Here is a 26,242-nt window from a genome sequence, read left to right on the forward strand (position 1 = left end):
TATGGAGCATCATTTTATAGAAAGAGAGGAAGGCTTTACCCTTCATTATCTGGAATGGATACCTGCATTCGAGAATGACAGCCTTCCTGTAATATGCATTCATGGGAACCTTTCAAATGGAAGAATGTTCAGGTGGATTGGGGAAAAACTATCTCAAGGAAAATGGGGAAAACCAAGACGGGTCATTTCAATTGATTTAAGAGGGTGCGGGGACAGCGGCCTTCCGAAGACCGGCTTTACAATCCGGCATCTGGCCAGTGATATTGAGGCGGTTCTCCAGCACGCCGGAATTGAGAAAGCACACTTTATTTCATTTTCCAGGGGAGTCCCGAATACTGTGCAGTTTGCAGTAGATTATCCGGGCAAAATAAAGGGCTTTGTGGTAGGGGACTTTCCTGCAAAAAGCTTTGTTATGAAAAAGGAATGGGTTGAAAACATAATCGCCAGAAATAAAGTTCATCAGACATGGGAGGAGCATTATCAGGCTATCTCCCCTAATCAGGAAATCAGCCCGGAAGAATTTGCAGAAAGAAAGGAAGAATTCTATGTGAAAAAAGAAGATGGAATTCACGCAAGGGTTCATAAAGATCTCCCCATGAAACTTCAGATGGATTCAGAGGATTTGGACTTAACCTATGGGCTGGATCAAATTGAAGGGCCGGTCCTTTTATTGCGCGGAGAGGAAAAAGGCACTCTGATAAAGGAAGAAGAGGTGCAGGAATTTAGAAGATATCACCCTTCATTAAAAGAAGAATTGATTGCAGGGGCAGGACATTCCGTTTTTGATCCGAAAGAACAAACAGAAAGTATTTTCAAAGATTATTTTGAAAGCCTTGACATAAAAAGGAGGACATAATGAAGATTCGAAGTATTGGCCATTCAGAGCCCCCTCCTATGAACCTGCTATTATTGGCAGATCCTTCAATTGAATTTATTGAGGATTATCTAAATCGAGGGGAAACATATATTGCTGAACTTAACGGAGCAGCAGTCGGCGTTTATATCCTTCTTGCCACAAGGCCAGGAACCTGTGAGATTGTTAATATTGCCGTTAGTGAAAAATATCAGGGAGAGGGCATCGGCAAAAAACTTCTTCAGCATGCAATAGAGCTTGCTTTTCAAGGTGGAAATAAAACCCTTGAAATTGGTACGGGGAATTCCAGTATCGGGCAGCTGGCTCTTTACCAAAAATGCGGTTTTAGAATCACTGGGGTCGATAGAGATTTTTTTGTGCGGCATTACAAAGAAGATATCCATGAAAATGGAATTCTTTGCCGGGATATGATCAGGCTGTCTATGGATTTACAAAGACAGAGCCCAAAATGATTAGGGAGGGCAATGAAAAGGGCAAACTAAAAGCTGATTTCATGAATGTTATGCTGTAATGTGTTACGTTAAAATTAGAACAGTCAGAAAAGGAGTGTTTGGTTTTGCGTGAAAAGGAAACTTTAAAGGAAGACATTCTGAATGCCTATCAATTCAGGCATGCGACAAAGGAATTTGATCCAAATAAAGAAATTCCCGAAGAAGATTTTCGATTTATATTGGAGACAGGCCGTCTGTCACCAAGTTCATTTGGCTTTGAACCATGGCGTTTTGTGGTTGTTCAGAATCAGGAGCTCCGTGAGAAAATTAAGAATGCCTCCTGGGGAGCATTCGGTAAACTGCCTGAAGCAAGTCACTTTGTTTTAGTCCTGGCAAGAACGAAAAAAGATACTAAATATGATTCCCAGTATCTGCAGGATCATTTTAGAAATACTCTGGGGATGCCCGAAGAAATGATGGAAAAATATTTGCAGCGGATAGAGGAATTCCAGAAGTCTGATTTTGATCTTCTGGAAGGAGACCGCCCTCTCTTTGATTGGGCCTGTAAGCAAAGCTACATCGCACTGGGGAATATGATGACCGCTGCTGCACAAATTGGCATAGACTCCTGCCCAATTGAAGGTTTCGATATTGAAAAAATGAATAAGCTGCTGAATGAGGAAGGTTTGCTTGAAGAAGGAAGCTTCGGGCTGTCGGTAATGTGTGCATTTGGGTACAGAGTGAAAGACCCAAGGCCGAAAACACGCAGACCATTCGATGATATTATAAAGTGGATTGATTAGGAAAAGAGCTTTGACTCTTTTCCTTTTTTATTGCTTAAGAAAGGAAATTGAAATTATAGCTAGAAAACTAATAAGAAATCAAATGCGCCTAATTAAGAAAGGAATAATTTATGAAGATAACGAAAGAAAGATTTGAGAATACAGGCAGATGGATTAAAAGAAATGCAAGGCCGCTTGAATCAGCTTTATGGTCATACCATTTTGAGGATCTTAATGATGAAGGGGTAATAAAATGTATTGAAGCTTTTCAGAATGACGATGGAGGATTTGGCCATGGCATTGAACCTGATTTCTGGTCCCCTTACTCGTCACCGATGGCTTCATGGGCGGCCGGACAAATTTTGATGGACATTGAAGCAAAACCCGAGTTAAATGTTGTACAAAAACTAGTAAATTATTTAGAACACAGCTATATGCATGAGAAGAAAATGTGGCCATCAGTTATGCCTTCAAACAACGAGTACCCACATGCTCCATGGTGGCATTGGACAGAGAATGTCCAGGAAAATTGGTCTTATAACCCAAGTGCGGAGCTTGCCGGGTTCTTATTGCATTGGTCACCACCTGGTACCAGTTCTGCTGAAATAGGGTGGGAAACAATTAAGGATGCAGCTGATTACATAATGGAAGCTGATGAGATGGATAGGCATGAAATTAACAATTTTCAGAAGCTGGTAAAGTTAATGTCTAAGCAGGAAACTGAATTTGATTCCAGAATTAATTACACTCTCAAGCATACGGCTGAGAAAGTGAATGCTCTTGCATACAAAGCTGCCGGGAAGAAAAAGAAGATTGGGGATTAGGCTATACAGCCACTCCCTTGGATTTTGCTGAGCATCCAGAAGATTCTCTTTCTATGAAATTTGGAACGTTAATTGATGATAATCTTGATTTCTATATTGAGCAGATCTCAAATGAAGGAACATGGGATATTTCCTGGAGCTGGGGACAATTTGATAATGAATTCCAAATTGCACGCAATCATTGGAAAGGAATACTTGCAGTTAAGCGATATAAAATATTGCATTCTTTTGGAAGGCTTGACGTTTAATAAATGAGGTGAAAATTATGAATCTAGTGATGAAAAGTGACTTAGCTGAGAGGCTGGACCAGGCAGAGACAGATGTGCTGCACTCCAGATTGACAGCTATTAAAAATCGGGATGAAAACCCAATGGGCGTTGAGATTAAAAGAATTGGCCAGACAACCGCTTTTTTTGCCAGGAATATTCCGGGTCCATCATTCAATCTCGTTAAAGGATTTAAGGAAGCCGATACAGAAGTTCTGGATCAAATAGTTGATTTCTACCAGGGAAAAGGAATCCCAATTCGATTGGAGATCACACCATCAAACGGATCATCAGATTTACTGAAGCTGCTTCATCAAAAAGGATTTTATCAATGTGATTTCCATACCACTTTGTTTGCGGAGCCTTCAGATCTTGTGGATCTTCCCATTCATGCTGGCATTGATATACGCAGGATACAAAGAAAGGAATTTGATCTTTTCGGCGAGGTATATACAAAGGGATTTGGCATGCCTGGTTTCCTTAGCCAGGGGATAGCTGAAAATAATGAGGTGCTTTATGGCAATGAAAACTGGGCCTTTTACCTAGCATTTGTAAACAACGAACCAGCTGGAATAGGTGTCATTTTTATGGAAGAAGGGGTGGCAAATCTTGCGGCCGCGGCTGTTTTGCCTTCTTTCAGAAACATGGGAGTCCACAGCGCGCTTATTCAAGCCCGAATCTGCCAAGCGATTACAAATAATGCCGAGCTGCTGACTGGTCAGGCAAGGTTTGGTTCGGTAAGCCAGAATAATATGGAAAAAGCAGGTTTGAAAATTGGATATACAAAAGCAATTTGGATAAGGGAATAAAACCGCTTGAAGGCAGGAAGGTGCAAAATGAAGCATAAGATACATATCAGGAAAACGGCTATTGAGGATATTCCCAAGCTTGCCCGTTTAATGGGAGACTTGGGTTATCCTGTATCGCAAGAGCAAATGGAAACAAGACTTAATAACATCGGCTCACATCCTGATTACTGCACATTAGTGGCATGTCTAAAAGATAAGGTTATTGGCATGGCTGGATTCCATACAGGTCTTTTATACAATACTGACGGCATTCATATCCGTGTTATTGCTTTAGTTACTGATAGTAATTACAGAGGGATTGGTGCAGGCAAGAAACTGATGCTGGCTGTGGAAGATTTTGCAGAACAATTGGGGGCTGCCGGAATCGTACTAAATAGCGGAAACAGGACTGAGCGTGAAGACGCTCATCATTTTTATTTAAGTTTAGGGTATCAGGCAAACAGTACCGGGTTTGTGAAAACTCTCAACTAGGCAGCGGGAATTGAGGTGAAGGAATAGGAAAACCAGGCTGTTTAAGAGCCTGGTTTTTCTTTATAAAGAAGCTTTTGCATCCATCCCAGAAAGGGACGAGTCTATACTCGCGATACCACTCTAATTCTGCAGTTCAAAACTGTAGCACTCAGCTACGTACAATCATACGCGTTCCAATGTAACGGTGGAAAACCCGTCAAAGCTTACTGTATTTCAGCTTTGCATCTCAGAGATGATCTTCGGATCAGGTACTGGACACCGGCTTTCACCATATGCCGGCTCTCTTTGGAAAAGCATTCCTGTCTTACTCTTCTCGTCAGCGACTTATTATTTGAAATTAATTAGTTGACAAGTAAATATTTTTTGTTAATTAAAATTACTTTTTTGGATAAAAGCGTTAAAGTAGACGGATATAGAGGTATTTACCGAATTATTACAGTAGACTGACTAGAATAAGAAAGTATTTTCTTGTTTAACAGTGCAAGGTGAAGAGGTAAATAATAAATATTCAATTGGAAGAGTGCTCATTAGGATATCGTTATCAAAAGTGGAAAAAATACGTTTACAGAATGGAAAGACTAGGAGACAATCATGATTAGAATACAAGCTGTAAATAAGAAAGATGAACTGCAGAAAGATATTACATTTGAGAGGCTGAAAGCAGAGTGGGAAAGTTATAAGTGGTTTTGGGTTGATTTTGATCAGCCAAACGAGGAGGAAACAGCTGAACTCGACAAGACTTTTCATTTTCATCCCCTGGCAATAGAGGATTGTGTTGTTAAACTCCAGCGTCCTAAAATGGATTATTATGAAGACTACAGCTTTTTTGTCACCCATAGCTTAAATCATATTAACGAAGATAAGCAGGAAATCAACTTTTTCATCGGTTCAAATTACATAGTATCGTACCACCATGAGCTCTCCAAAGAAATGAATGATGTTTGGGAAAGGCTGAGCCAGAGTAAGAAAATCAATAAATGGGACCCCTATTTGGTCATGTATCATATCATTGATAAAATAGTGGATAATTACTTTCCCATCGTTTATCACCTGGAAGATCGTTTGAGTCTCATTGAAGATAATCCAAATGATGAAACAATGGAAGAATTATTGGAGAAATTATTTGATATCCGTCATCATTTATTGCAGATAAGATATACAGTCATTCCGATGCGGGATTTAATATACCGTGTCATTAATTCTCACAGGCTTAAAGGCGTAAAGGAAAGATACGAATACTTTGCTGATATTCATGACCATTTGTTGAAATTGACTGAAATGATTGATGAAAACAGGGAATTGACGACCGATATCCGTGACAGTTATTTATCGATCAACTCCCATCAGACAAACCGGGTGATGAGAGTCCTTACCGTGATAACCACCATATTCATGCCATTAACCTTCATAGCGGGCATTTACGGAATGAATTTTGAAAACATGCCGGAATTAACATGGAAATATGGTTACTTTGAAACGCTGTTTTTAATGTTTATTATTGCCTTAGGCATGTTTTGGTGGTTTAAGAAGAAGGGCTGGTTTCGATAAAAGCATAATGAAAGCTTTGCCTGAAATTTTTGGCAGAGCTTTTTTATTGGTTTTGTTTTGAGGAAGGGAGGAGAACTTTTTACTTATATGGAATGTTAATGTAATAGATTCGCCAGAGGCGGATTGGATAGAAAAATTAAGAAACGGGTGAACGGGTATGGATATTTTCGAGGTTAAATCCATTGAAGGATATAAAAAAGAGCTGTCCAAACTATTAATTGAGGTGGTAAATGAGGGAGCGTCAATAGGGTTTCTGCCTCCGCTTGATCAAGCTAAGGCAGAGGAATATTGGGAGGATTTATTAAAAAACAATGATGTGGTTTTGTTTTTAGCTGTAATGGATGGAAAAGCTGCCGGAACAATCCAGCTCCATTTATGCCAGAAAGAAAATGGAAGCCATCGTGCGGAGATTGCAAAATTAATGACTGACCCCTCCATCCGCAGAAAGGGTTTGGGACGATTGCTATTAAAAGCGGCAGAAGATAAAGCGAAACAGGAGGGCCGAAGCCTGCTTGTACTTGATACAAGAGAAGGTGATGTTTCCAATATCCTTTATCAATCAGCAGGATATCTTAAAGCAGGCATCATACCAGGCTTCGCACAGTCTGAACAAGGCAATCTGGAGGCGACAGTGATTTATTATAAAAATCTAAACGTGACTTATGACACAAAAACTTCAAGTTAATAGAATGCTTCACTAAATTTTTCATTTATAATGATAAGGTATATTATATTTACAGATGTATTTCTATTTACAAAGGAGTTTATATGATTATTTTCAATCAGCTGGGAGTATTAAAAGAGAGTAAAAACCGGGATACGGAACAGCTTTTCTACGTATTTATGCAATCTGAACAAGGTATGTCTAAATGGAGCAATACGGTTTTTCTTACCTGCTGAAATGATTCAATCCGAATACTTTTGGTCACCGGTTAAACTCTCACTGGAAATTGCCTCTATATCGCTTCTCGCTGTTTTAGTGATAGGGGTTTTAGCTGCAAAACTGATGGCAAATCGGACGTTTAAAGGCCAGGCAATTATAGATACTTTGCTGCTTTTGCCATTGGTCCTTCCACCTTCCGTTGTAGGATTTCTGCTTATTGTGGTTTTTGGAAAGCAATCTTTCGTCGGACGAGGGATTGAATCGCTGTTTAACGGGCCAGTCATTTTTACGTGGTGGGCTGCTGTCATTGCCGCGGCCGTTGTAGCATTTCCACTGATGTATCAATCTGCCAGGGCTGGTTTTGAATCCATTGACAATGAGATTGAAGACGCCTCAAGAGTCGATGGTGCATCAGATTTAAAGGTTTTTCTGTATGTAACGATGCCGCTGGCTTCTAAAGCCATCATGACAGGAGCAATATTAAGCTTTGCCAGGGCAATAGGGGAATTCGGCGCCACATTAATGTTTGCAGGCAATATTCCCGGAAAGACACAAACACTTCCCACCGCGATCTACGTTGCTATGGATTCAGGGGATATGGAACTGGCTTGGATGTGGGTTTCAATTATATTACTTATTTCAACTTCCATGCTTGTGTTCATGAATTTTATTAAGAAACGTTTCTAGAAAGGCGGAATGCAGTCATGTGCAAACCGCCTTTTTTTGTGTGAGCAATTGGATTAATTCACATCAATAAGCGCCACTCGTTCATGAGTATTCTATCTGAAAAGCACTATTCCTAGTGATAAGCGCCATTGGCTGATGATGATTCAGTCCAAAAGGCATTATTCTCATTCATAAGCGTCATTGACTGCTGTTAATTCAGCCTGAAAGGGCGCTATTGGGAATAGATTAGCGCCATTCACACAAGCTGATTTTGCTTGAAAGGCAATATCTAATCATAAGAGAGCCATTCGTTCTTTATTGTTGAACCTTGAATCGTATAGCCAAGCTAAGGGAGAGAGAAATGCTTGCATACATATACGAAAGCATTATTATCACAGGGATAAGCCTGTTAACAGCCAATGTATTTTTTCAGAGCGAAGGTGCTCCTGGTGAGTGGCAGTTTATAAGAAGGTATATTGAAACTGGTATTTCTTAAATAAACTTTTAACAAATTGATTTTTAAATAAAGAAAGGCACAGGAATTTCCCTTTTTAATCTTTTATCAGCTGGTACAGTCTAAACATATCATCTCTGCTGAAGATTTTCGGAACAGGATACAGGGGATTGGCTTCCTTTAAGGCACGTTCAGCCATGATTGGAATGTCCCTGTCTTGAATTCCGCTTACTTTTGGCGGGATCCCCATTCTGCTGTTTAGGGATTTTATGCTAAGAATAAAATTTTTAGCATTTTCTTCAGCCGAATCTGACGCATTGCCGATACCTGCGGCCACTGCCAGCTCGGCCAAAGGGTCCCATACTGCCTCTCCATAATGCTCCAGGACATATGGAAGGATGACGGCATTTGCCAAACCGTGAGGGACCGAATAAAAACCTCCGAGTGTATGGGCAATAGCATGAACATTGCCAACATAGGCCCTGGTGAAAGCCAATCCTGCAAGATACGCAGCTTTCTGCATATTGGCTCTTGCCGTCAGGTTTTCGCCATTCTGGTATGTTTCATAAAGATTATCATAAATTAGGCGGACTGCATTTATGCTGAATTTTCTAGTCTCTGCTGTATTGCTTCTGCCAATGTAGGCTTCGATGGCATGGGTTAGTGCATCCATACCGGTTGCAGCTGTTATATGAGGAGGCATTTTTAATGTAATCAACGGGTCAAGAACTGCATAATGCGGGATTAAGTTCAAATCAATAATCGCATATTTCTCGTGTGAGCTGCTGTCAGTAATGACCGCTGCAACGGTGGCTTCACTTCCAGTACCTGCCGTGGTCGGGACTGCAAAAATGGGAGGGAGCTCTTTTCTAACCTTAAATTGGCCTTTCATTTGTGAAATGCTTTTCTCTGGCCTCATAACTCTTGCACCAACTCCTTTGGCACAATCCATCGGAGAACCCCCGCCAAAAGCAATAATCCCCTGGCAGTCATTCTTTTTATATACCTCAAGTGCTTCTTCTATATTCGTATTTGTAGGATTTGGAATGGTTTTATCATATATATAAAACTCAATGTTCTTTTTCTGTAAATTTGAAAGCAAACCATCCATTAGGCCAAGACCACTGATGCCGCTGTCAGTTACAATCAGAATTCTGCTGATCTCATTCTTCTTAATAACATCAGGAAGCTTGTCCAGGCTATTGGGACCTTCTAATAATTCCGGTTTCCGCCATGGCAGAAAAGGCGATGCCAGCTTGAAGGTTTTTTGAACCATTCGGCAGTATGTTTTATACATTCCCTCACCCCTAAACTTATCGGAAAATTCTAATATTATAAATCATATATACCTTTATGTTAAAGAAGAAGTCAATATGCTGAATGATGTAAAATAATCAGTGATTAAAAATGAGTTAAAACACTTGGCTAAATTAATTCAGCTTTCTTCCCTGCCTTTCTCGTTTTCAATGCGGAATGATGAAAGAGTTCAATCCGGATGATTGACACAATCATAAATGTATTTTATAATTATCTCGAAATCAAGATAAATTAATTCGAAGTATTGGCAGGTGATAATATGAAAAGGCCTTGCCCTAACCCGGCATTCCTGATTCTCATGCAGACATCCAAATCCATTCATGAATGCATAAAGGACAGTATCACCAATTATAGCCTTAGCATGACCGAGTTTTCAGTGCTGGAAGCTCTATACCACAATGATATGCAGACGATACACGAAATTGGAAAGAGGATATTAATTACGAGCGGCTCGATGACTTATGTAATTGATAAGCTTGTGGAAAAGGGATATGCCAAAAGAATCGCATGTCCGAATGACCGCCGGGCGATTCATATTGGTTTAACTGACAAAGGAAATAAGTTATTGGAAGAGATTATGCCGAAACACCAGCAAAAGGTGAATACTTTTTTTGAAGAACTGAATTCAGATGAGCTGGATGATTTAATAAATTTACTTGAAAAAGTTAAAAAGCGGACAGAGATTTAAATTAATATCTTGAATTAAAAATATTTGAATTGAAATGAGTTTTATTGGCTGAATTTAGGATACATTAAATAGGAAGAGGTGTTTACAGTGGGCAGAAAAACTAGCGGGATCCATCATATCACTGCCATCGTCGGCCATCCGCAGGATAATGTCGATTTTTATGCAGGTGTACTAGGTTTGAGAATGGTCAAGCAGACCGTAAATTTTGATGACCCCGGCACTTATCATCTGTACTTTGGCAATCAAGAAGGAAAGCCGGGGACAATCATTACTTTCTTTCCATGGGCAAATGCTTTCCAGGGAGTTATAGGGGATGGCCAGGTTGGGGTCACCTCCTATGCCATTCCCAAAGGTGCCCTTGGATTTTGGCAAGACAGATTTAAGAAATTTAATATTTCTTACACAAGGGAAAAAGATTCGGAGAAGAATTGATAAAGCTTCTTGATCCACATGGCCTTGTATTAGAGTTGGTAGAAAGAGATGAGGGAGAAATAAATACATGGTCTTTTGGAGGCATCACTCCAGATGCTGCAATAAAGGGATTTGCTGGGGCGACTCTTTATTCATCCCAGCCTGAACAAACGGCAAACCTGCTTGAAAGGGTAATGGGCCTTGAACGTATTGGGGAAGAGGAAGAAATGATCCGGTTCCAATCCACTGCCCAAATCGGCAATGTCATAGACCTGAAAAAGGTTTCCGGCAAGCGCGGCCAGATGGGTGTCGGTACAGTCCATCATATCGCCTGGCGGGCAGAAGATGATGAGGATCAATTGGAGTGGCAGGAGTATGTGAGGTCAAATGGATATAGTGTGACGCCAGTCAGGGATCGGAATTATTTTAATGCCATTTATTTTCGGGAGCAAGGGGAAATTCTGTTTGAGATTGCAACCGACCCTCCTGGATTTGCGCATGACGAATCACCTGGGAAAATGGGAGAGAAGCTGATGCTTCCTGAACAATATGAGGATATGAGAAATCGCATCGAGCGGAAATTAATCCCAATTGAAGTTAGGGAACTGGATTAAAACGAAGAGGGGAAGATACTATGAAACATATTTTTCAACAAGGAAAAGATCCTTCTAAACCTGTATTATTGCTGCTTCACGGAACAGGAGGTACAGAAACTGACCTGCTTCCGCTTGCAGGGCATATTGATCCGGAGGCCTCTGTTCTAAGTGTGCGCGGAAATGTGCTGGAAAATGGTATGCCGAGATTTTTCCGCAGACTGGCAGAAGGTGTCTTTGATGAAGAGGATTTGATTTTTCGCACTAAAGAATTAAACGGATTTTTAGATGAAGCTGCACAGAAATACAAATTTAAGCGTGAAAACATAGTGGCAATTGGCTATTCCAATGGAGCTAATATTGCAGGAAGCTTATTATTCCATCATGAAAACTCCTTAAGAGCAGCGATTCTGCACCATCCGATGGTTCCAAGGCGTGGTGCTGAATTGCCTGATCTTAGCGGAACATCAGTATTTATCGCTGCAGGAACCAATGACCCGATTTGTCCCGCAGAAGAATCTACTGATTTACAGTCTTTATTGGAAAGTGCAGGAGCGAAAGTCGAGCTTCACTGGGAAAGTTTTGGACACCAATTAACCATGGGTGAGGTTCAAGCTGCAGCCCGCTGGTATAAACAAATATAAAATTAGTTAATGCAATGAATTAATAGGGAAGACTATGAAAGAATAGGCGGTGCTGATATGGGTATCCTATCAAGGTTATTTGGAAATTCAACTAAAAAGGAGACGATTAATATGGAAAATGTGAAATTGGCCGTAATTTTTTACAGCATGGGCGGAACAAACTATCAATTGTCTAAATGGGCGGAGGAAGGCGGCAAAGAAGCTGGTGCGGAAGTCAGGGTTTTTAAGGTTCCAGAATTGGCACCGCAATCTGCAATTGAAGGCAATCCTGTATGGAAAGCAACTGTCGAGGCAACAAAGGATGTGCCTGAAATCAAGCCGGACGATCTTGAATGGGCAGATGCCATTATATTCAGCGTGCCGACCCGTTTCGGCAATATGCCTTCCCAAATGAAGCAGTTCCTTGATACAACTGGCGGTCTTTGGGCGAAAGGAAAGCTTGCGAATAAGGCAGTAAGTGCAATGACATCAGCCCAAAATCCTCATGGGGGGCAGGAAGCAACAATTCTTTCCCTTTATACAACAATGTATCATTGGGGAGCGATTGTCGCTGCTCCTGGATATACAGATCCGGTTCTCTTCGGAGCAGGAGGCAATCCGTATGGAACTAGCGTAACAGTTGACCAGGATGGAAAAATGATTGAAGATGTGAAGGAAGCTGTTAAGCATCAGGCGAAAAGAACCGTCACAGTTGCCGGGTGGATAAAAAAAGGTAATCAGTAAACATAATAGATGGAGCAATTGTTATTCAATTGCTCCCTTTACATGTAAAGGGGAGAAATGGCGTATGGAAAATGAGGAGATTACTAAGCGGGAAATTGCTTCAATCAGGAAAGTATATCTGCAGGAGCATAGCCCCATTCATGCAGCAGGCCCTGTGATAGAACCAGGGAATTGGGAGAAGTTTGACCCATTCCTTCTGATGATGGAGGATAAATTTCAAAAAGGTGCGTTTGACATCCATCCCCATCGCGGTATAGAAACCGTAACTTATGTTATTGAAGGGGCTATTGAACATTTCGATAGTCATTCCGGTGAAGGAGGCGTGTTAGGGCCAGGAGATGTTCAATGGATGACAGCAGGCAGCGGTGTCGTTCATAACGAAGTGCCATCAGAAGGAATAACTGCCCATTCGCTGCAGCTGTGGATCAATCTGCCCAGCGGGAAGAAAATGACAGCGCCTAGATATCAAAATCTTAAAGGCAGTGAAGTTCCTGTCAGAGAGGAAGATGGCGTTATTTTTAAAGTCTTCTCCGGATCCTCAAAGGGGGTTGTATCTCCTGCCTTAAATCATGTGCCTGTAACGATGGTTGAAGCTAACATGAAAAAAGGAGCGGAAGCCTCGCAAGATCTGCCTGGAAGCTACAAGGGCTTCATCTATATTATAGAAGGCAGCGGGGTTTTTGGAGAAAATGAAGCATATGCAGCAAAAGGCCAGGTTCTTGAATTGGGAGATGGCGGGGACGCTGGAAGCGAAATTTTCATCAAAGCCGAAGAGCCTTTGCGCTTTTTACTATATGCAGGCGAGCCAGTCAAAGAACAGGTTGTTGCCCGTGGACCGTTTGTTATGAACACGGAAGAAGAAATACGAACCGCATATAAGGAGTATATGGAAGGTACCTTTCTAAAATAAGAAGAGGGTGAGGAGCAATCATATGGTTGCTCTTTTTTTGCCGGGAGTATTGGTTTTCAGAAACATTACCTGTATTTTAGAGAAGTACTAATCAAATCCAAATAAGGAGTTGGCCTATAATGTATGAAGTTAAAACCAAAGAGAACGATAACAGTGTATTTGAATTCATAGAAAAAGTTGAGAGTCCTAAAAAGAGGGAGGATGCATATAGGCTGCTGGATATCTTTACAGAAACGACAGGCTATCAGGCAAAAATGTGGGGACCAAGCATCATTGGCTTTGGTTCGTATCATTATAAATATGCAACTGGTCATGAAGGGGATGCACCACTTGTTGGCTTTTCGCCAAGAAAGGCAAAAATTAGCCTTTATTTTGCACCCGGGGATAGAAAAAGAGATGAATTGCTTGAAAGGTTTGGGAAACATACCACCGGAAAAGCTTGTGTTTACATAAATAAGATTGCAGATATCGATGTAGAAGTGCTAAAGGAATTAATTGTTCAATCAATTGATTTTTTAAGAGAGACTTACCCGGAGTAATAGGAAGTCCAGTATGTAAATACTCTCGGATCCATGAGGCAGAAACACTTATTCATCCGCCCGGAGATCTGGTGTTATTTACCAGGTTACTTGACTCTCAGAATGATATATTTTTTAATTAAGTATATCATTTTGAAGGTGAGCCTATGAAGCCAAGTCTAACACCCATCGAGCCGGCAGCAAGACACGGAAGAAAAAATTATATGTCTCCATTAATAAAAAGTTTGTACTCAGCCACCTCTCTTCAGCAGTATGGCTGACTTTTTCTATATATCTATCGCTGCCATGGCTGAAGGACTTATCGGAAATTGTCACACTCCCGATCAGTATTCTTATTATTGGCGGTATTGCCTATTTACCTGGCTATATGAATGCCTTTCTGGTGATGAGCCTGCTTTTGGACAGGCAGCCTTCATTTAAAAATCCGGATCCTGATAAGGAAGTGACATTGCTGGTAGCTGCCTTCAATGAAGAGAATACAATCTTTCAGACGTTAAGCTATGTGGCAAGCCAGGATTATAAAGGCAAAATTAAAGCTATTGTCATAGACAATCGTTCTTCAGACAATACCTATTGTGAATTAGTAAGGGCTCAAAAGAGCTTAACCTTGAAATCAAGGTTTTAAAGGAATCTAAGCCGGGAAAATTCCATGCGTTAAACAAAGGGCTGCAGCATGTGACAACAGAGTATGTTATCTCGCTTGATGCCGATACCCTGCTTCATCCTTCAGCGGTCCGCTTTTTAGTGGCACGCATGGAAAGCAGTCCTGAAGAAGTGTGTGCCGTAGCAGGCTCCATGCTTGTGCGCAATAGCCGTGAAAACCTATTGACTAAAATACAGGAGTGGGATTATTATCTGGGGATTGCTTCAATAAAGAGGCTGCAGGGGTTATATCAGGGAACACTGGTTGCTCAAGGGGCCTTCAGTTTGTACAAAACAAATTCCGTCCGCCAGGTAAATGGCTGGCCCGATGCCATTGGCGAAGATATTGTCTTGACATGGAGACTTCTTCAGAAAGAATGGAAAGTGTATTTTGAGCCGCTGGCTGCAGCATTTACGGATGTTCCTTCCAATCTATCACACTTTGCAAAGCAAAGGTCCAGGTGGGCAAGGGGAATGATTGAAGGCCTGAATGAAATTAAACCATGGAATCAGCCCCAAATTTACACAAAATACTTAACGGGCGTTAACCTTGTTATGCCATATCTGGACATGGTGTATACTTTCTTCTGGATCCCTGGATTAATACTGGCATTCTTCGGTTATTTCTGGATAGTTGGTCCAATGACCTTATTTGTCCTGCCGCTTACAATTCTAAGTTACGGTATCTTATATATGTATCAAAAGCATTATGTTTTTAAAAATCTTAATTTGAAAGTAAGAAAAAATATATTAGGTTTTTTTGCATTTATCCTTTTTTATCAAATGATTATGTCGCCCATATCTGTATGGGGATACTTTCAGGAACTTTTCAAGTTAAAGCGTGTCTGGGATTGATCTTCGCTGTGGCAAGTAGCGGAGGTTTTTTTGATTTTTTTAATGCACATTTTCCTCAATCATTCTTATAATATTGAAGAAAAAGAATTGCGGAGTCATTTTTATTGCTTTTGGTTTGCGTTGGAGATAAAATGTTTACCAAAGTAAACTTTTTAAGTTAGGCGCATATACTTTTAGTAATCTAGGATATATATTTTTTTAACGCAAAAGTTGCCCCAGTGAAACTTTTTGGCAACAGTGAAAAAGGAGAGAGTGAAATGTCGCAGGAAGTATTATTTGCATTAGGTCTCACATTGTTTGCCGGCTTAGCGACAGGTATTGGCAGTTTAATGGCTTTTTTTACTTCTAGAACGAATACGAAGTTTTTATCATTGGCACTTGGATTTTCGGCAGGTGTAATGATTTATGTCTCCATGATTGAAATATTTGTAAAAGCAAAAGATGCACTTGTAGGAGCATTAGGTCAAGTAAACGGCAATTGGGCAACAGTTGGAGGTTTTTTTGGGGGGATAGTCCTTATTGCACTAATAGATCGGTTTATTCCTAAAAAGGATAACCCGCATGAAGTAAGAACAGTTGAAGAGATGAATGATGCAGGCAAGGTTGTCGAAGATCCGGCCCTCTTAAAAATGGGGACCTTTGCCGCTTTGGCGATTGCGATTCATAACTTCCCGGAAGGAATTGCAACTTTTACATCTGCACTTCAGGACCCATCGCTTGGAATCGCCATTGCGGCGGCTATCGCGATCCATAATATCCCAGAGGGGATTGCTGTCTCAGTTCCTGTCTATTATGCCACTGGGAGCAAGAAGAAGGCTTTTAAGCTCTCATTTTTATCAGGGCTCTCAGAGCCAATTGGCGCATTTGTCGCATACTTGATTTTAATGCCATATTTAAACGATGTAATGTTTGGAGTCATTTTTGCTGCAGTTGCCGGAATAATGGTGTTCATTTCTCTAGATGAATTATTGCCGGCTGCCAAGAAGTATGATGAAGCCCATACTTCCATTTATGGACTTGTGGCAGGAATGGCCGTCATGGCGCTCAGCTTGCTGCTGTTTTTATAACAAAGAAAGCAGTCTCCTATTGTGCAGGAGGCTGCTTTCTTCATTTCACAATTAATGAGCTGTGCCTTTGTCAAAGTTGCTGCCGCTGACATCGGCAATATTTTCTATAGCCACTAATGCATTCGGATCGATATCTTCCACAATCGAACGGAGCGTAGATAATTCAATCCGTGTTACAATGGTATAAATGATTTTTTTCGGCTCCCCGGTAAAAACACCCTGGCCCTGAATATAGGTCATCCCCCGCCCTAATTGCTTCATAAGCTCTGCAGAGATTTCTTCAGGCATATCGGAAATGATCGTAACCGACTTCAGCTCTTCCATACCTTCCACAACGATATCAATCATTTTATATGCAATATAATAGGTGATAATGGAGTACATGGCAGTTTCCCAGCTGAAAACGAGGAAGGCCGCAAGAATAAATATAAATACGTTGACAATCATGATGAATTGGCCGACAGACACTGGGCGCTTCTTGCTGACTAGGATGGCGATAATTTCTGAACCGTCCAAAGCTCCGCCAGTCCTGATCACAAGGCCGACCCCTGTACCGAGAATGACAGCTCCAATGACCGTCGCTAAAAATAAATCATTGGTTACCGGCTCAAAATGATGCAGATAAGCGGTACTGGCAGATAAAACAATAACACCGTATAACGTATGTATCGTAAATTTCATTCCTATTTTACGGAAGCCAATATAGAGAAATGGCAGATTTAAAACAATCAGGAATATACTCATGGTTAACCCGGTCAGTTCAGCAGCGATAATGGAAAGACCGATAACCCCGCCATCGAGAATATTATTGGGAACAAGGAAAAACTCAAGTCCTGCCGCTGCAATCACCGCACCTAGCGTAATCATGATGAGCTGCCTTATCTCTTTTATTATCCGTTTTTTCTTTGTCATTGCCAATATGATCAAGCCCTTCTTTTTTAAATACTTTCATATTATAGCACTTATATAGAAAAATCTTTAAGCAGGAACCACTTAGCTGCAAAAAAGGAAATAATACGGGAAGCGTTGAATGTAATTAATTGGATTAAAAAAAGCGAGGTAAATATATGACTGCTGCTAACGTGGATTGGGGCGGAGCAAGGATAAAATTAACCTGGAAGGAGGCAGCCTATCTTCCGGAGAGAGAATTTATTACGAGCGCTCATGGGTTTTGCTTTTTAGAGGGAAAGGTTTTATTAGTGAATTTGCAGAACCGGGGGTGGGATATTCCCGGCGGCCACATAGAAAAGGGTGAAAGCCCGAAGCAATGTTTTAAGAGAGAAGCCATGGAAGAAGGCTATGCCGAAGGGCAGTGCGCACAATTGGGATATATTATCGTAGACCATAGCGAGAATCTGCAGTGGACTGAAAGCAGCGTATATCCCAAAATAGGCTATCAGGTTTTTTATCATATGGAAATAGAAAGAATGTATGACTTTGAAGCCCGGTATGAGTCATCAGAAAGGAAGCTGGTCGATCCTCTGCAAATAACTGAGTTTTGCAAGGGATGGCATGAAACACTTGCTGAGGCTTTAAACTCAGCAATGAAAAGGAGCTCCTCCATTTTATGAACCAAAACGAAATAGAGCATGACTGCTCCTTTTTCCATTATGATCCGTTTTTATTCTGGGCCAATTTTTTCGGTCTTTTGTGCCGGGCGGCTTTTCCATCCAATGATGTTTAATCATAATGTCTGCTCCCGTTTTGGCATATTTGGCAATCTCAATGGACAAGCGTTCATAATTCATGGCCAGGTCGCTGCGCTGGCTGGCAGCTGCTGCCGTAGCATAATTTCCGGTTCCTGCTGCACTTATTAAACTCATATGGAACATGATCAGCTTATCTGAAAAAGTCTGTGTAACCGAATTGCTGACACTGACATCAGGCAGACGGGGTGTTGGAATATCATTTTGCAGCAGAATATCTGAGAAGATTTTAATATGTTTGTTGGCTATTTCTGCACCTCTAAGCATAAAATCTGAGACCTCTTTTGTCGATGAGGTCTGAGCAAAACTGAGGCTTAAGTTTACCCCCATGGCATTGGTCATGACATTCATATACAAATGAGATATTTCTATTGCATTTAACGGCCTTTTATTCGCCAAAGGATTCAGCCCGCTTAAATAATTTTTGCTATCTATATATTCAGTCACATCCGGAGTTTCAATATAAGGGTGCCTTGCAAGCAGGCCTTTGCTGAGGGCAATCCGGGTTGATTTATTATATAAAACGGAAGTTTCATGAAGCCCATTTGTAAAGTATTCACACATGTCTTCCCTTGAACTCATGGAAAGAAAGCCGCCATAAGAAATAAGACCTGTCCGAGCCATATGGTTAATATACGTTAAACAGAACATATCGGAAAAGAGCCATGGGGCAGACATAATGACGTCGTTATCAGAAAAACCATTAGGCACCGGCATCTCATTCTGCTGAAAAAACTTGACAAGTTTTTTTAAATGGGTGGTGGTCAAATTATATGCGTATTGGACCACTCCCTTAATTTCTTTGTCATCGAGATCTTTAAGCATAAACCCTAAAATGCACTTAGCCATGCTGTCATTCATATAGGAAGTCCACAAAGATGCAATTTCAGCGGCTGTGAGACGTGTCTTATTCTTTTGCATTGGATTGCCTCCATTATACGATTATTGACTATGGTTGATATTTTTTCCTTTAAAGTGGTTCTTATTCTTTTTCCGTATTAAGTCATCAATCAGCATTTTGAAAGGGGCCTGATTATTTGAGAAGAATTATGGTGATTGGGATTTCAGCGGGCGCAGGAAAATCAACCTTTGCCAGAAAGTTGGGAGAAAAAACAGGCATTGAGGTACATCATCTGGATGCTGTGTTCTGGAAGCCCGGCTGGGTGGAAAGCAGACTTTCGGAATTTTCGGATGCCCAGCGTGAACTTGTGAAAAAACAGCAGTGGATTATTGAAGGCAATTACAGCAATACTTTTGAAATCAGGGCAGCTGCTTGTGATACAGTCATATATCTGGAACTTCCCCTGTATCTCTGCCTATACAGGGTATTAAAGAGGTGGCTGACCAATCTTGGTAAAACACGTCCGGATATGGCAGCCGGGTGCAAGGAGAAAATGGACTGGAAATTTATTAAATTCATACTGACAACATACAGAACCCGCAAAAAGAAAATGGCTGAACGGCTTGACAGATTTGCAGCAGAAGGTAAAAAAGTCATTGTACTGAAAAATAAACCGGATATTGATTCATTCATAGAAGATTTTGATGTTAAGACTAACAATGCTTCATAGAAACAAAAACCCCTGCATTTTTTGCAGGGGTTATTCTTTCCTGAATTTCGAAACATTTACCCGGCCTGAAAAGAACACGGCACCGCCGCCCATATCGGAAAGCCGGTCCGGAGTCAGCGAATTGACCAGATGTTTTGTTCCTGGGGCGTCAGCCCATAACCCCTGTGAAACAACTGTACCAGGAAGGACAAGTTCTCCGACAGCCGCTTTGAGTTCGCATTCTCCTCGTTCATTCCAAATACGAACCAAGTCACCATCTTTAATTTCAGCATTTGCAGCATCCCTTGTATTTATGTGAAGACGCGGTTCCTTCTCCATCGCTGCATGTTTTGTATTATTTGAAAAAGTTGAATTCAAAAAGTTATGGTTCGGTGCAGGCACAAACAGAAAAGGGAATTTATTTTCTTCCTTCAGCGGTATGTATGCCGGCAGAGGAGGATACCCATCATCTTTCATTCTCTGCGAGTATAATTCTATTTTTCCGCTAGGCGTAGGCAGCCTGCCAGGAAAAAGCGGTTTTACCCTCGCTTTGATAAACTTGTTTTTCTTCAGAGATTCAGCATTGATTTCTTTGATTAGGGGGTTAGCTGGAAAATCTAGTGCGGCATCAATCATTTCTTCTTCTGTTTCTTTAAATACGGCATCATGAAAGCCCATTCCTTCTGCAAGAAGCCGAAACACTTCGACATTGGATTTTGACTCGCCGTATGGTTCTATGACTGGCTCCTGAATTTGCATGTAGTGGTGCCAATAGGATGAATAGATGTCCGTATTCTCAAAAGAAGAAGCTGCCGGCAGAACAATATCGGCATACTTGGCCGTTTCGGTTAAGAACAGATCATGGACAACAAGGAACAAATCCTCCCTCTGCAGCCCTTGACGGACTTTATTCCCCTCTGGTGCAACAACAGCAGGGTTGGTTCCATAGACATACATAGATTTAATCGGTTTTTCCAGTTCAAGGAGTGCCGAACCGATCTGATTCATATTAATGATGCGTGTATCCTTTTTGTGCAGGAGGTCAGGCCTTTGAAGGGCTCCAGTATTAAAAGCAAGATAGCCGGAGTTTCCCTTGATGGCACCGCCGCCCTTTAAGAGCCAGTGTCCTGTAATTGCAGGAAGACATGAAATGGTGCGGATGCACATTCCGCCATTGTCGTGATGCTGTGGCCCGTTGCCGATTCGGATAAAAGCAGGGGAAGTCTTTCCATACATACGGGCTAATTTCAAAATATCATCTTTGGGCACACCTGTTATGCCGGCTACTGTTTCAGGATCATACTCCTTCACATGTTCACGAAGTTCCTGGTGGCCAACCGTATACTTTTTCAGAAAGTTCTCGTCGGCCAGATTTTCGGCAAACAAGACATGCATCATGCCAAGGGCCAGAGCAGCATCAGTGCCGGGAGTAATCGGTATAAACCAGTCGGCCATTTTTCCAGTCTGGTTTTTATGGACATCAATCACAACGATTTTCGCACCGCTCTTTCTTGCTTTTTGTGCGAGAATCATTTGATGCATGTTCGTGCTGACTGCATTAATGCCCCATAGAATAATGAGCTTTGAATGGATGGTATCTTCTGGATCTATTCCAAAGCTACCGCCCATTGTGTACGTATATCCAGCTGTACCGGCAGATTGGCAAATCGTCCTCTCAAGGCGTGATGCTCCGACTTTATGGAAGAAACGGCGGTCCATTCCTTCTGCGTTTAATCTGCCCATATTTCCGTAGAAACTATATGGCAGGATGCTTTCAGGGCCATTATTGACAATTAGCTCCTTCCATCTGGAGGTAATTGTGTCTATCGCCTCTTTCCACCCAATCCGTTCAAAATGACCATCACCTTTGGTGCCAGTACGCTTCATTGGATATTTTAGGCGATCCTTATCATAGATCCTTGAAGGCATGCTGCGGACCTTATTGCATATATTCCCCTGTGTTACGGGGTGATTGGGATCTCCTTCAACTTTTACGATTCTTCCTTCTTTTTTATGAATGAGAAGGCCGCATTGATCGGGGCAATCCAGGGAGCAAACGGATGGGAAAACACCATTTAATATTTTGCTGTAAGAGTTCATGTCCACATACTCCTTCATCATAGTATTTCGATCATAACATAAAATTCAGATTATTTGATGGGTGTCTGGGGGCATCCATCAAATTTTTATAGTGAAACACCAAGCCTCATATTTGAAATTATTCTTTGTAAAAAATTTTATAAAATAGGTTGGTAGATTCAGAATACATCCGGGCAGGTGAACAGAGAAATGGCGATAAAAATTGCGATTGCAGATGATCATAAGCTCTTCAGAGAAGGGGTCAAACGGATACTGGAAATGGAAGAGGACCTTGAAGCAGCTGCTGAAGGGGAAGATGGCCGTGATGCTCTCATAATTGATAAGAATTATAGGCCTGACGTTATGATTATGAATATTCGATATGCCTATTATGAATGGCATCTAAGCAGTGGATAAGCTGAATGAATACAGTCATTAGTTTATTTTTTTATGATGATGAGAATTATGCACGAGGGTGCCTGGATAAAGAGATGATCTCTCCCTATGAAAAGCAGGATGAGTCGTACACATAAGGAGACGCCTTCAAGCTGGAGGTGTTTTTTTAATTTAAAAAACTTGTTGATTTTGATAATCATTATCAATTAAAATGAAGATAGGTGATAATCGTTTTCAATCATACATAGTTTTGATTTTAAGGAGGCGAGGAGTTGATCAAAAACCCTCAAGTATCCGTCCGCACAATGACTGACCAGAATTTAACGGATTTTATCCGGTGTCCTTATAAATTTTATTACGCACATATTGAAAAGAAAAAACATCCTCTTGGCTGGCGTCAGGCCATTCAGCATATTATCAATAAAGTTGTTTCATCCTATTTTCAGCTGCCGCAAAGCCATCGGACCCCTGCAAACGTTTTGATGCTGATCGATCAATATTGGGGAAGGCTGGAGCTGCGTATGTTTGATTCCCAGCTCCAATATTATATGGCTGCAGCAGCTATAACTGATGGTTTAATGAGAAACTTAAGCAGTGAATCTGAAATAGCACAGCCGCTGTTTTTGTATGAAAAGTTCAGAATGAATCTTAAAGAACTGAATGCAGATCTTTCTTTAACTTTTGATGTCGCGGAATGGCAGCAGGATTCTTTTATAGTGAAGAAATTCCTGGTAGATGCTGATGAGCAAATGCTTGAGCTTTATTGTCACTTAACAGTGGTTTTTTCAGAAAAGGTATTTGGAATAAGTCCGGCCAGAATTGAGGTCGTGACATTAATGGATGGTGAGAGGCATGTATTCAATCCAAATAAAGATAGCCTTGAAGCGGGATTAAACTATCTGCAGATGATGAAGACGCTTCTTGAAGACACAAAGCAGTTTTCGGATTTATACAATATGAATGAGTGTCCAGCCTGTCCTTTTCAGGGAGTCTGTGACAGGGATGAAAAGAACGAGAGAAAACCAAAATACTTATCTTAAAAAAGGCGCCTGGGGAAAACCAGGCGCTTCTGTTGTTTATGAATATGCACAACCGATTTAGGGTGAATGTATTTCCATTGCTTTTAATTGAATTTCCCGCTAAAGTTTTTACAGGGATGTTAGATAGAAAGGTTGAGATTCTTCTTTGAATATACTAATTACAGGTGCAAACGGTTTTTTAGGGAAAAAGCTTTCATTAAAGCTTTTGGAACAGGGGCATGAACTTTATTTATTAGTCAGGAGCAGAAAGCGGCTGGATGCCTTCATGCAAGGCGAAGGAAGCGATTTTTCCAGACAGATTCATATATTGGAAGGCGATGTTACCGAAGAACATCTTGGATTAAATAGAGAACTTATGAATTCATTAAAAGGAAAGTTGGATGCCTTATACCATAGTGCAGCACTTCTATCATTTGATGAAAAGGATCGGGATAAGACTTATAAAGTGAATGTGGGAGGAACAGAAAATGTTCTGAATCTTGCTTTGGAAATAAATTGTCCAAAAGTTTTATATATCAGTACCGCCTATACGGTTGGGACAGATACTCAGGGGGCGGAGGCTCTTTACTCTGTGGACAGGCGTTTTGTAAATCCCTATGAAGCTTCCAAGTGCGAGGCAGAACACCTCGTATATACATTCCGGGATAAACTGGATATTGTTATTCTCCGTCCCGGTATTATCATCGGTGATTCCAGAACAGGTGAAGCTGATACAAACTTCGGCTTATATGGATTTCTAAAAGGCATCAAGATCTTGAAAAAACGGGCCATGCGAAGACAAGACGGCCAAACGTGCAGAATCTATTTGGATCCTGAAGTTGCCCAGAATTTTGTGCCGGTGAATTATGTTATAGATACACTGGATGCCGCCCTGATTCATGCAGAAAATGGCGGGATCTTCAACATTACAAATCCTAATCCGCCTCTGCAATCAGATGTATATGAAATAGTAAGAGAGGTACTGAATTTTCCGCAATTGGAGATGTGTATCCCAGGATCATCTGCAGAAATGACTAGTGAGGAAAAGGCTTTTCATAATTCAATGAGCATTTTCCACAGTTATTTCCAGCGGACCATTGATTTTCCATCAGACAATACGGAAAGGATGCTTGCAGATGCAGGAGTTCACATGCTGCAAATGGACCGTGATGTATTAACAAGAATAATAGCAGGATATTTACTCGATGAAGCGGGTATACCTTCCTGACGAAAGAAAGACCGGGGATTGAATTCCCGGTCTTTCTTTATCATTCATGTCTGTTCCCCGTCTTTTTGGGCACCTGCTTCAAGGGGGCTTTTAAAAGCTTCCTGTGCTTAATTTCCATAGTCTGAATTTGATTCAATTCCTCAATTAAGTCATGGATGGAGAGAACCTCATATAGAATGGCAGTTTCGGGCTGGACATGGTGGTGTGTGCGCGGTTTTAAGCCCCCCGCAGGGTTCAGCTGTTTTTGGTCAATAAACCACTGTGTTACCTCGCTGATTTTTTTATGATGGCTTTCTGTAATAAGAAAGACCGGGTCATATAGGCTGTTTTTTATATCCTCAAGAACAGCAGCGGCAGCCTTTTTCCTGTCTTCCTCCAGCTCCGGAAGGCCAGTTGGCAGAAAGATCAAGTTCCCCACGTGATAGGTAATCTGCCTTAAAATAGTCAATTTTTTATATTCATAATGAAAGTCGCGCATGTCTTCACGGCTAAATCGGTGATACCTATATTCAGCTTTTTGATAATGGCATAAAGTTTCCGTTTTATCGATATCTTTAATAAGTCTTTGAAAATCAGAACGGACAGTGCCATCAGATCCCTGTGAATTGAAAATTTCAAGTCCTCTTTTATGTAAAATGTCACCGGATCGTCTGTAAAGGGCATGTATGTTTTTTATGATGGATGTTGAGTAATTGGGCGGCATGACAAAAAAGTTAACTGCTGTGGAAACGACAATTCCGGTAGTGGTAGTCCCCAATCGAATGAAAAAAGAGGACAGATAATGGTCCTGTACCGTTGAAATCATAGCGACACCTGTTAATGTAGCCACCAGCATCCCATCATGAAGCTTCAGCTTATGGCAGACTATGATTGTCGTAAGCGAAACGGCAGCATAACTGTATGGGCTGTCCCCGAAAATGAACGTAAATAATACAGCAAAGCCCGCACCAATGGCTGCCGCAGGAAATCTGACATATGCTTTCCGAATGGAGTCCGCAACAGTAGGTTCAATCGTTACGATGGCCGTAATCACAGCAAACATGGCTGGCCAATCCAGCATATGGCAAATAAAAGCTGTTATAAAAACAGCCAGTCCGGTTTTGGCGATTCTTCCTCCAATAAAATTATATGGAATAGTCTGTTTCATACATAATCCTTCTTTAAATCGTGGTTTCAATATTAAATTTATATTAGTGCAAGAAACCAATAAGAGCAAATGCGAATCTTCTGACAAAAAGAAATTATCCCGGTGACATCATCTGATAGTATGTTAAAATAGACAACTATAAAGTATAAATACTGAATATATATAAGATTTTACGGACTTAGAGGAAGGGTGAGTTTGAATGTCAATTAAAAGTGTGAAAGCCCATTTCAAAAAATGGGATCGGGAACAGGATGTAATGGAGTTTGATTCTTTAAGCGCAACAGTGGAACAGGCTGCTGAAACAATCGGTGTCAGCCCTGCACAAATTGCCAAGACTCTTTCCTTCAGGGGTGATGGGGATGAAGCAATTCTTGTGGTGGCAGCAGGCGACGCCAAAGTGGATAACAAGAAGTTCCGGAAAACGTTCGGTCTCAAAGCCCGGATGCTTTCAGCTGAGGAAGTCCTCGAACAGACGGGCCATGCCGTAGGCGGAGTGTGTCCATTTGGACTGAAAAATAATCTGGATGTATATCTGGATGAATCTATGAAAAGATTCGAGACCCTTTTCCCTGCATGCGGAAGCAGCAATTCCGCCATTGAACTGACACCTGCTGAAATTAATACATATTCAGATGCAAAAGCCTGGGTGGATGTGTGCAAGGACTGGGAAGAGGCGCTGATCATTGAACGGCCACTGGAAAAAATAACGAAATAGAAGTG

The 26,242-nt window shown here is 41.1% G+C and carries 30 protein-coding genes, 1 pseudogene and 1 other annotated feature; of the genes and pseudogenes, 26 read left to right on the forward strand and 5 right to left on the reverse strand.

The window, feature by feature from the left end; translation table 11 throughout:
• The first annotated feature begins 1 nt into the window (after position 1).
• The 11 genes from M5V91_RS03395 (at position 2) to M5V91_RS03445 (ending at position 8,050) form a co-directional block, all read left to right on the forward strand.
• The gene (locus M5V91_RS03395) at positions 2–856 is read left to right on the forward strand and encodes an alpha/beta fold hydrolase (protein ID WP_251174977.1); all 855 of its coding nucleotides are present in this window, start codon (positions 2–4) and stop codon (positions 854–856) included.
• Positions 856–1,326, forward strand: coding sequence for a GNAT family N-acetyltransferase (locus M5V91_RS03400; RefSeq protein WP_009333578.1), 471 nt, complete (start codon positions 856–858; stop codon positions 1,324–1,326). The genes M5V91_RS03395 and M5V91_RS03400 overlap by 1 nt, the downstream gene beginning before the upstream one ends.
• 104 nt (positions 1,327–1,430) lie before the next feature.
• Positions 1,431–2,108, forward strand: coding sequence for an NAD(P)H-dependent oxidoreductase (locus tag M5V91_RS03405; RefSeq protein WP_192908882.1), 678 nt, complete (start codon positions 1,431–1,433; stop codon positions 2,106–2,108).
• A gap of 110 nt (positions 2,109–2,218) precedes the next feature.
• Positions 2,219–2,911 (forward strand): hypothetical protein, encoded by a 693-nt coding sequence (locus M5V91_RS03410; RefSeq protein WP_284521717.1) that lies wholly within the window; start codon positions 2,219–2,221, stop codon positions 2,909–2,911.
• Between the two features lie 53 nt (positions 2,912–2,964).
• The gene (locus tag M5V91_RS03415) at positions 2,965–3,159 is read left to right on the forward strand and encodes a hypothetical protein (RefSeq protein ID WP_284521718.1); all 195 of its coding nucleotides are present in this window, start codon (positions 2,965–2,967) and stop codon (positions 3,157–3,159) included.
• 17 nt (positions 3,160–3,176) lie between these two features.
• Entirely contained in the window at positions 3,177–3,986 is an 810-nt protein-coding gene (locus M5V91_RS03420) for a GNAT family N-acetyltransferase (RefSeq protein ID WP_251156804.1), read from the forward strand.
• Positions 3,987–4,013: 27 nt separating this feature from the next.
• Positions 4,014–4,457, forward strand: a complete 444-nt coding sequence (locus tag M5V91_RS03425) for a GNAT family N-acetyltransferase (RefSeq protein ID WP_009333582.1) — start codon at positions 4,014–4,016, stop codon at positions 4,455–4,457.
• Between the two features lie 88 nt (positions 4,458–4,545).
• Positions 4,546–4,786, reverse strand: a binding site (T-box leader).
• Between the two features lie 262 nt (positions 4,787–5,048).
• A complete protein-coding gene (gene corA / locus M5V91_RS03430; protein WP_009333583.1) occupies positions 5,049–6,005 on the forward strand; it encodes a magnesium/cobalt transporter CorA in 957 nt (318 codons plus the stop codon).
• Positions 6,006–6,162: 157 nt separating this feature from the next.
• Positions 6,163–6,690: a GNAT family N-acetyltransferase gene (locus M5V91_RS03435; RefSeq protein ID WP_251174975.1), complete on the forward strand. Its 528-nt coding sequence runs from the start codon at positions 6,163–6,165 to the stop codon at positions 6,688–6,690.
• A gap of 216 nt (positions 6,691–6,906) precedes the next feature.
• On the forward strand, positions 6,907–7,575 hold the full coding sequence (gene modB, locus M5V91_RS03440; RefSeq protein WP_009333585.1) for a molybdate ABC transporter permease subunit: 669 nt from the start codon (positions 6,907–6,909) through the stop codon (positions 7,573–7,575).
• Between the two features lie 340 nt (positions 7,576–7,915).
• A complete protein-coding gene (locus M5V91_RS03445; protein WP_019382515.1) occupies positions 7,916–8,050 on the forward strand; it encodes a hypothetical protein in 135 nt (44 codons plus the stop codon).
• A gap of 55 nt (positions 8,051–8,105) precedes the next feature.
• Here the strand turns inward: M5V91_RS03445 and M5V91_RS03450 are convergent, their stop codons facing one another.
• Entirely contained in the window at positions 8,106–9,305 is a 1,200-nt protein-coding gene (locus M5V91_RS03450; protein ID WP_251174974.1) for an iron-containing alcohol dehydrogenase, read from the reverse strand.
• 279 nt (positions 9,306–9,584) lie between these two features.
• Between M5V91_RS03450 and M5V91_RS03455 the strand changes: the two genes are divergently transcribed.
• The 9 genes and pseudogenes from M5V91_RS03455 to zupT all read left to right on the forward strand — a co-directional run bounded on the left by M5V91_RS03455 (position 9,585) and on the right by zupT (position 16,397).
• A complete protein-coding gene (locus tag M5V91_RS03455) occupies positions 9,585–10,013 on the forward strand; it encodes a MarR family winged helix-turn-helix transcriptional regulator (protein WP_009333587.1) in 429 nt (142 codons plus the stop codon).
• 87 nt (positions 10,014–10,100) lie between these two features.
• Positions 10,101–11,038, forward strand: a pseudogene (locus tag M5V91_RS03460) (ring-cleaving dioxygenase).
• 20 nt (positions 11,039–11,058) lie between these two features.
• Entirely contained in the window at positions 11,059–11,661 is a 603-nt protein-coding gene (locus M5V91_RS03465; protein WP_009333589.1) for an alpha/beta hydrolase, read from the forward strand.
• Positions 11,662–11,772: 111 nt separating this feature from the next.
• Positions 11,773–12,384, forward strand: a complete 612-nt coding sequence (gene wrbA, locus M5V91_RS03470) for an NAD(P)H:quinone oxidoreductase (protein WP_019382520.1) — start codon at positions 11,773–11,775, stop codon at positions 12,382–12,384.
• Between the two features lie 64 nt (positions 12,385–12,448).
• Positions 12,449–13,294, forward strand: coding sequence for a pirin family protein (locus M5V91_RS03475; protein ID WP_019382521.1), 846 nt, complete (start codon positions 12,449–12,451; stop codon positions 13,292–13,294).
• A gap of 119 nt (positions 13,295–13,413) precedes the next feature.
• Complete coding sequence (locus M5V91_RS03480; protein WP_019382522.1) at positions 13,414–13,833, forward strand: DUF1801 domain-containing protein; 420 nt, start codon at positions 13,414–13,416, stop codon at positions 13,831–13,833.
• Between the two features lie 382 nt (positions 13,834–14,215).
• Positions 14,216–14,458, forward strand: a complete 243-nt coding sequence (locus tag M5V91_RS30880) for a glycosyltransferase family 2 protein (protein ID WP_439649957.1) — start codon at positions 14,216–14,218, stop codon at positions 14,456–14,458.
• Positions 14,446–15,330 carry a glycosyltransferase family 2 protein gene (locus M5V91_RS03485; RefSeq protein WP_439649972.1) on the forward strand — a complete coding sequence of 295 codons (885 nt, stop codon included), beginning with the start codon at positions 14,446–14,448 and terminating at the stop codon, positions 15,328–15,330. The genes M5V91_RS30880 and M5V91_RS03485 overlap by 13 nt, the downstream gene beginning before the upstream one ends.
• Before the next feature lie 257 nt (positions 15,331–15,587).
• A complete protein-coding gene (zupT, locus tag M5V91_RS03490) occupies positions 15,588–16,397 on the forward strand; it encodes a zinc transporter ZupT (RefSeq protein WP_009333594.1) in 810 nt (269 codons plus the stop codon).
• A 51-nt stretch (positions 16,398–16,448) separates the two neighbouring features.
• On the opposite strand, the gene M5V91_RS03495 is transcribed toward zupT, so the two are convergent.
• Positions 16,449–17,315, reverse strand: coding sequence for a YitT family protein (locus tag M5V91_RS03495; protein ID WP_034296760.1), 867 nt, complete (start codon positions 17,313–17,315; stop codon positions 16,449–16,451).
• 149 nt (positions 17,316–17,464) lie between these two features.
• Here M5V91_RS03495 and M5V91_RS03500 point away from each other — a divergent pair, with 149 nt between their 5' ends.
• On the forward strand, positions 17,465–17,968 hold the full coding sequence (locus M5V91_RS03500) for an NUDIX hydrolase (protein ID WP_251174972.1): 504 nt from the start codon (positions 17,465–17,467) through the stop codon (positions 17,966–17,968).
• On the opposite strand, the gene M5V91_RS03505 is transcribed toward M5V91_RS03500, so the two are convergent.
• Positions 17,963–19,024, reverse strand: a complete 1,062-nt coding sequence (locus M5V91_RS03505; RefSeq protein WP_284521719.1) for a DUF3231 family protein — start codon at positions 19,022–19,024, stop codon at positions 17,963–17,965. The two genes, M5V91_RS03500 and M5V91_RS03505, sit on opposite strands and share 6 nt — an antisense overlap.
• A gap of 116 nt (positions 19,025–19,140) precedes the next feature.
• On the opposite strand from M5V91_RS03505, the gene M5V91_RS03510 reads away from it, so the two are divergent.
• The gene (locus M5V91_RS03510) at positions 19,141–19,674 is read left to right on the forward strand and encodes a DNA topology modulation protein (RefSeq protein ID WP_019382527.1); all 534 of its coding nucleotides are present in this window, start codon (positions 19,141–19,143) and stop codon (positions 19,672–19,674) included.
• A gap of 30 nt (positions 19,675–19,704) precedes the next feature.
• Here M5V91_RS03510 and M5V91_RS03515 read toward each other — a convergent pair whose 3' ends face one another.
• Positions 19,705–21,753, reverse strand: a complete 2,049-nt coding sequence (locus M5V91_RS03515) for a molybdopterin-containing oxidoreductase family protein (protein ID WP_251267118.1) — start codon at positions 21,751–21,753, stop codon at positions 19,705–19,707.
• 189 nt (positions 21,754–21,942) lie between these two features.
• Here M5V91_RS03515 and M5V91_RS03520 point away from each other — a divergent pair, with 189 nt between their 5' ends.
• The 3 genes from M5V91_RS03520 to M5V91_RS03530 all read left to right on the forward strand — a co-directional run bounded on the left by M5V91_RS03520 (position 21,943) and on the right by M5V91_RS03530 (position 24,375).
• A complete protein-coding gene (locus tag M5V91_RS03520) occupies positions 21,943–22,149 on the forward strand; it encodes a response regulator (RefSeq protein WP_251174970.1) in 207 nt (68 codons plus the stop codon).
• Between the two features lie 251 nt (positions 22,150–22,400).
• Entirely contained in the window at positions 22,401–23,168 is a 768-nt protein-coding gene (locus M5V91_RS03525) for a hypothetical protein (RefSeq protein WP_009333602.1), read from the forward strand.
• A gap of 145 nt (positions 23,169–23,313) precedes the next feature.
• On the forward strand, positions 23,314–24,375 hold the full coding sequence (locus tag M5V91_RS03530; RefSeq protein WP_009333603.1) for an SDR family oxidoreductase: 1,062 nt from the start codon (positions 23,314–23,316) through the stop codon (positions 24,373–24,375).
• A 40-nt stretch (positions 24,376–24,415) separates the two neighbouring features.
• On the opposite strand, the gene M5V91_RS03535 is transcribed toward M5V91_RS03530, so the two are convergent.
• Positions 24,416–25,522 carry an aromatic acid exporter family protein gene (locus M5V91_RS03535; RefSeq protein WP_284521720.1) on the reverse strand — a complete coding sequence of 369 codons (1,107 nt, stop codon included), beginning with the start codon at positions 25,520–25,522 and terminating at the stop codon, positions 24,416–24,418.
• 199 nt (positions 25,523–25,721) lie between these two features.
• On the opposite strand from M5V91_RS03535, the gene M5V91_RS03540 reads away from it, so the two are divergent.
• A complete protein-coding gene (locus tag M5V91_RS03540; RefSeq protein WP_251174968.1) occupies positions 25,722–26,237 on the forward strand; it encodes a YbaK/EbsC family protein in 516 nt (171 codons plus the stop codon).
• The last annotated feature ends 5 nt before the right edge of the window (positions 26,238–26,242 follow it).

Origin of the sequence: Cytobacillus pseudoceanisediminis (assembly GCF_023516215.1) — a bacterium.
Taxonomy (GTDB): Bacteria; Bacillota; Bacilli; order Bacillales; family Cytobacillaceae; genus Cytobacillus; species Cytobacillus pseudoceanisediminis.

What these genes read in the sequence shown, in the direction of transcription:
- M5V91_RS03420 (WP_251156804.1), top strand. Translation starts at nt 3,177, where the DNA reads ATGAATCTAGTGATGAAAAGTGACTTAGCTGAGAGGCTGGACCAGGCA.
- modB (WP_009333585.1), top strand. Translation starts at nt 6,907, where the DNA reads ATGATTCAATCCGAATACTTTTGGTCACCGGTTAAACTCTCACTGGAA.
- M5V91_RS03540 (WP_251174968.1), top strand. Translation starts at nt 25,722, where the DNA reads ATGTCAATTAAAAGTGTGAAAGCCCATTTCAAAAAATGGGATCGGGAA.
- M5V91_RS03395 (WP_251174977.1), top strand. Translation starts at nt 2, where the DNA reads ATGGAGCATCATTTTATAGAAAGAGAGGAAGGCTTTACCCTTCATTAT.
- M5V91_RS03445 (WP_019382515.1), top strand. Translation starts at nt 7,916, where the DNA reads ATGCTTGCATACATATACGAAAGCATTATTATCACAGGGATAAGCCTG.
- M5V91_RS03415 (WP_284521718.1), top strand. Translation starts at nt 2,965, where the DNA reads ATGAAATTTGGAACGTTAATTGATGATAATCTTGATTTCTATATTGAG.
- M5V91_RS03535 (WP_284521720.1), bottom strand. Translation starts at nt 25,522, where the DNA reads ATGAAACAGACTATTCCATATAATTTTATTGGAGGAAGAATCGCCAAA.
- corA (WP_009333583.1), top strand. Translation starts at nt 5,049, where the DNA reads ATGATTAGAATACAAGCTGTAAATAAGAAAGATGAACTGCAGAAAGAT.
- M5V91_RS03425 (WP_009333582.1), top strand. Translation starts at nt 4,014, where the DNA reads ATGAAGCATAAGATACATATCAGGAAAACGGCTATTGAGGATATTCCC.
- M5V91_RS03465 (WP_009333589.1), top strand. Translation starts at nt 11,059, where the DNA reads ATGAAACATATTTTTCAACAAGGAAAAGATCCTTCTAAACCTGTATTA.
- M5V91_RS03480 (WP_019382522.1), top strand. Translation starts at nt 13,414, where the DNA reads ATGTATGAAGTTAAAACCAAAGAGAACGATAACAGTGTATTTGAATTC.
- M5V91_RS03515 (WP_251267118.1), bottom strand. Translation starts at nt 21,753, where the DNA reads ATGAACTCTTACAGCAAAATATTAAATGGTGTTTTCCCATCCGTTTGC.
- M5V91_RS03410 (WP_284521717.1), top strand. Translation starts at nt 2,219, where the DNA reads ATGAAGATAACGAAAGAAAGATTTGAGAATACAGGCAGATGGATTAAA.
- M5V91_RS03400 (WP_009333578.1), top strand. Translation starts at nt 856, where the DNA reads ATGAAGATTCGAAGTATTGGCCATTCAGAGCCCCCTCCTATGAACCTG.
- M5V91_RS03455 (WP_009333587.1), top strand. Translation starts at nt 9,585, where the DNA reads ATGAAAAGGCCTTGCCCTAACCCGGCATTCCTGATTCTCATGCAGACA.
- M5V91_RS03475 (WP_019382521.1), top strand. Translation starts at nt 12,449, where the DNA reads ATGGAAAATGAGGAGATTACTAAGCGGGAAATTGCTTCAATCAGGAAA.
- M5V91_RS03520 (WP_251174970.1), top strand. Translation starts at nt 21,943, where the DNA reads ATGGCGATAAAAATTGCGATTGCAGATGATCATAAGCTCTTCAGAGAA.
- wrbA (WP_019382520.1), top strand. Translation starts at nt 11,773, where the DNA reads ATGGAAAATGTGAAATTGGCCGTAATTTTTTACAGCATGGGCGGAACA.
- M5V91_RS03450 (WP_251174974.1), bottom strand. Translation starts at nt 9,305, where the DNA reads ATGTATAAAACATACTGCCGAATGGTTCAAAAAACCTTCAAGCTGGCA.
- M5V91_RS03435 (WP_251174975.1), top strand. Translation starts at nt 6,163, where the DNA reads ATGGATATTTTCGAGGTTAAATCCATTGAAGGATATAAAAAAGAGCTG.
- M5V91_RS03505 (WP_284521719.1), bottom strand. Translation starts at nt 19,024, where the DNA reads ATGCAAAAGAATAAGACACGTCTCACAGCCGCTGAAATTGCATCTTTG.
- M5V91_RS03500 (WP_251174972.1), top strand. Translation starts at nt 17,465, where the DNA reads ATGACTGCTGCTAACGTGGATTGGGGCGGAGCAAGGATAAAATTAACC.
- zupT (WP_009333594.1), top strand. Translation starts at nt 15,588, where the DNA reads ATGTCGCAGGAAGTATTATTTGCATTAGGTCTCACATTGTTTGCCGGC.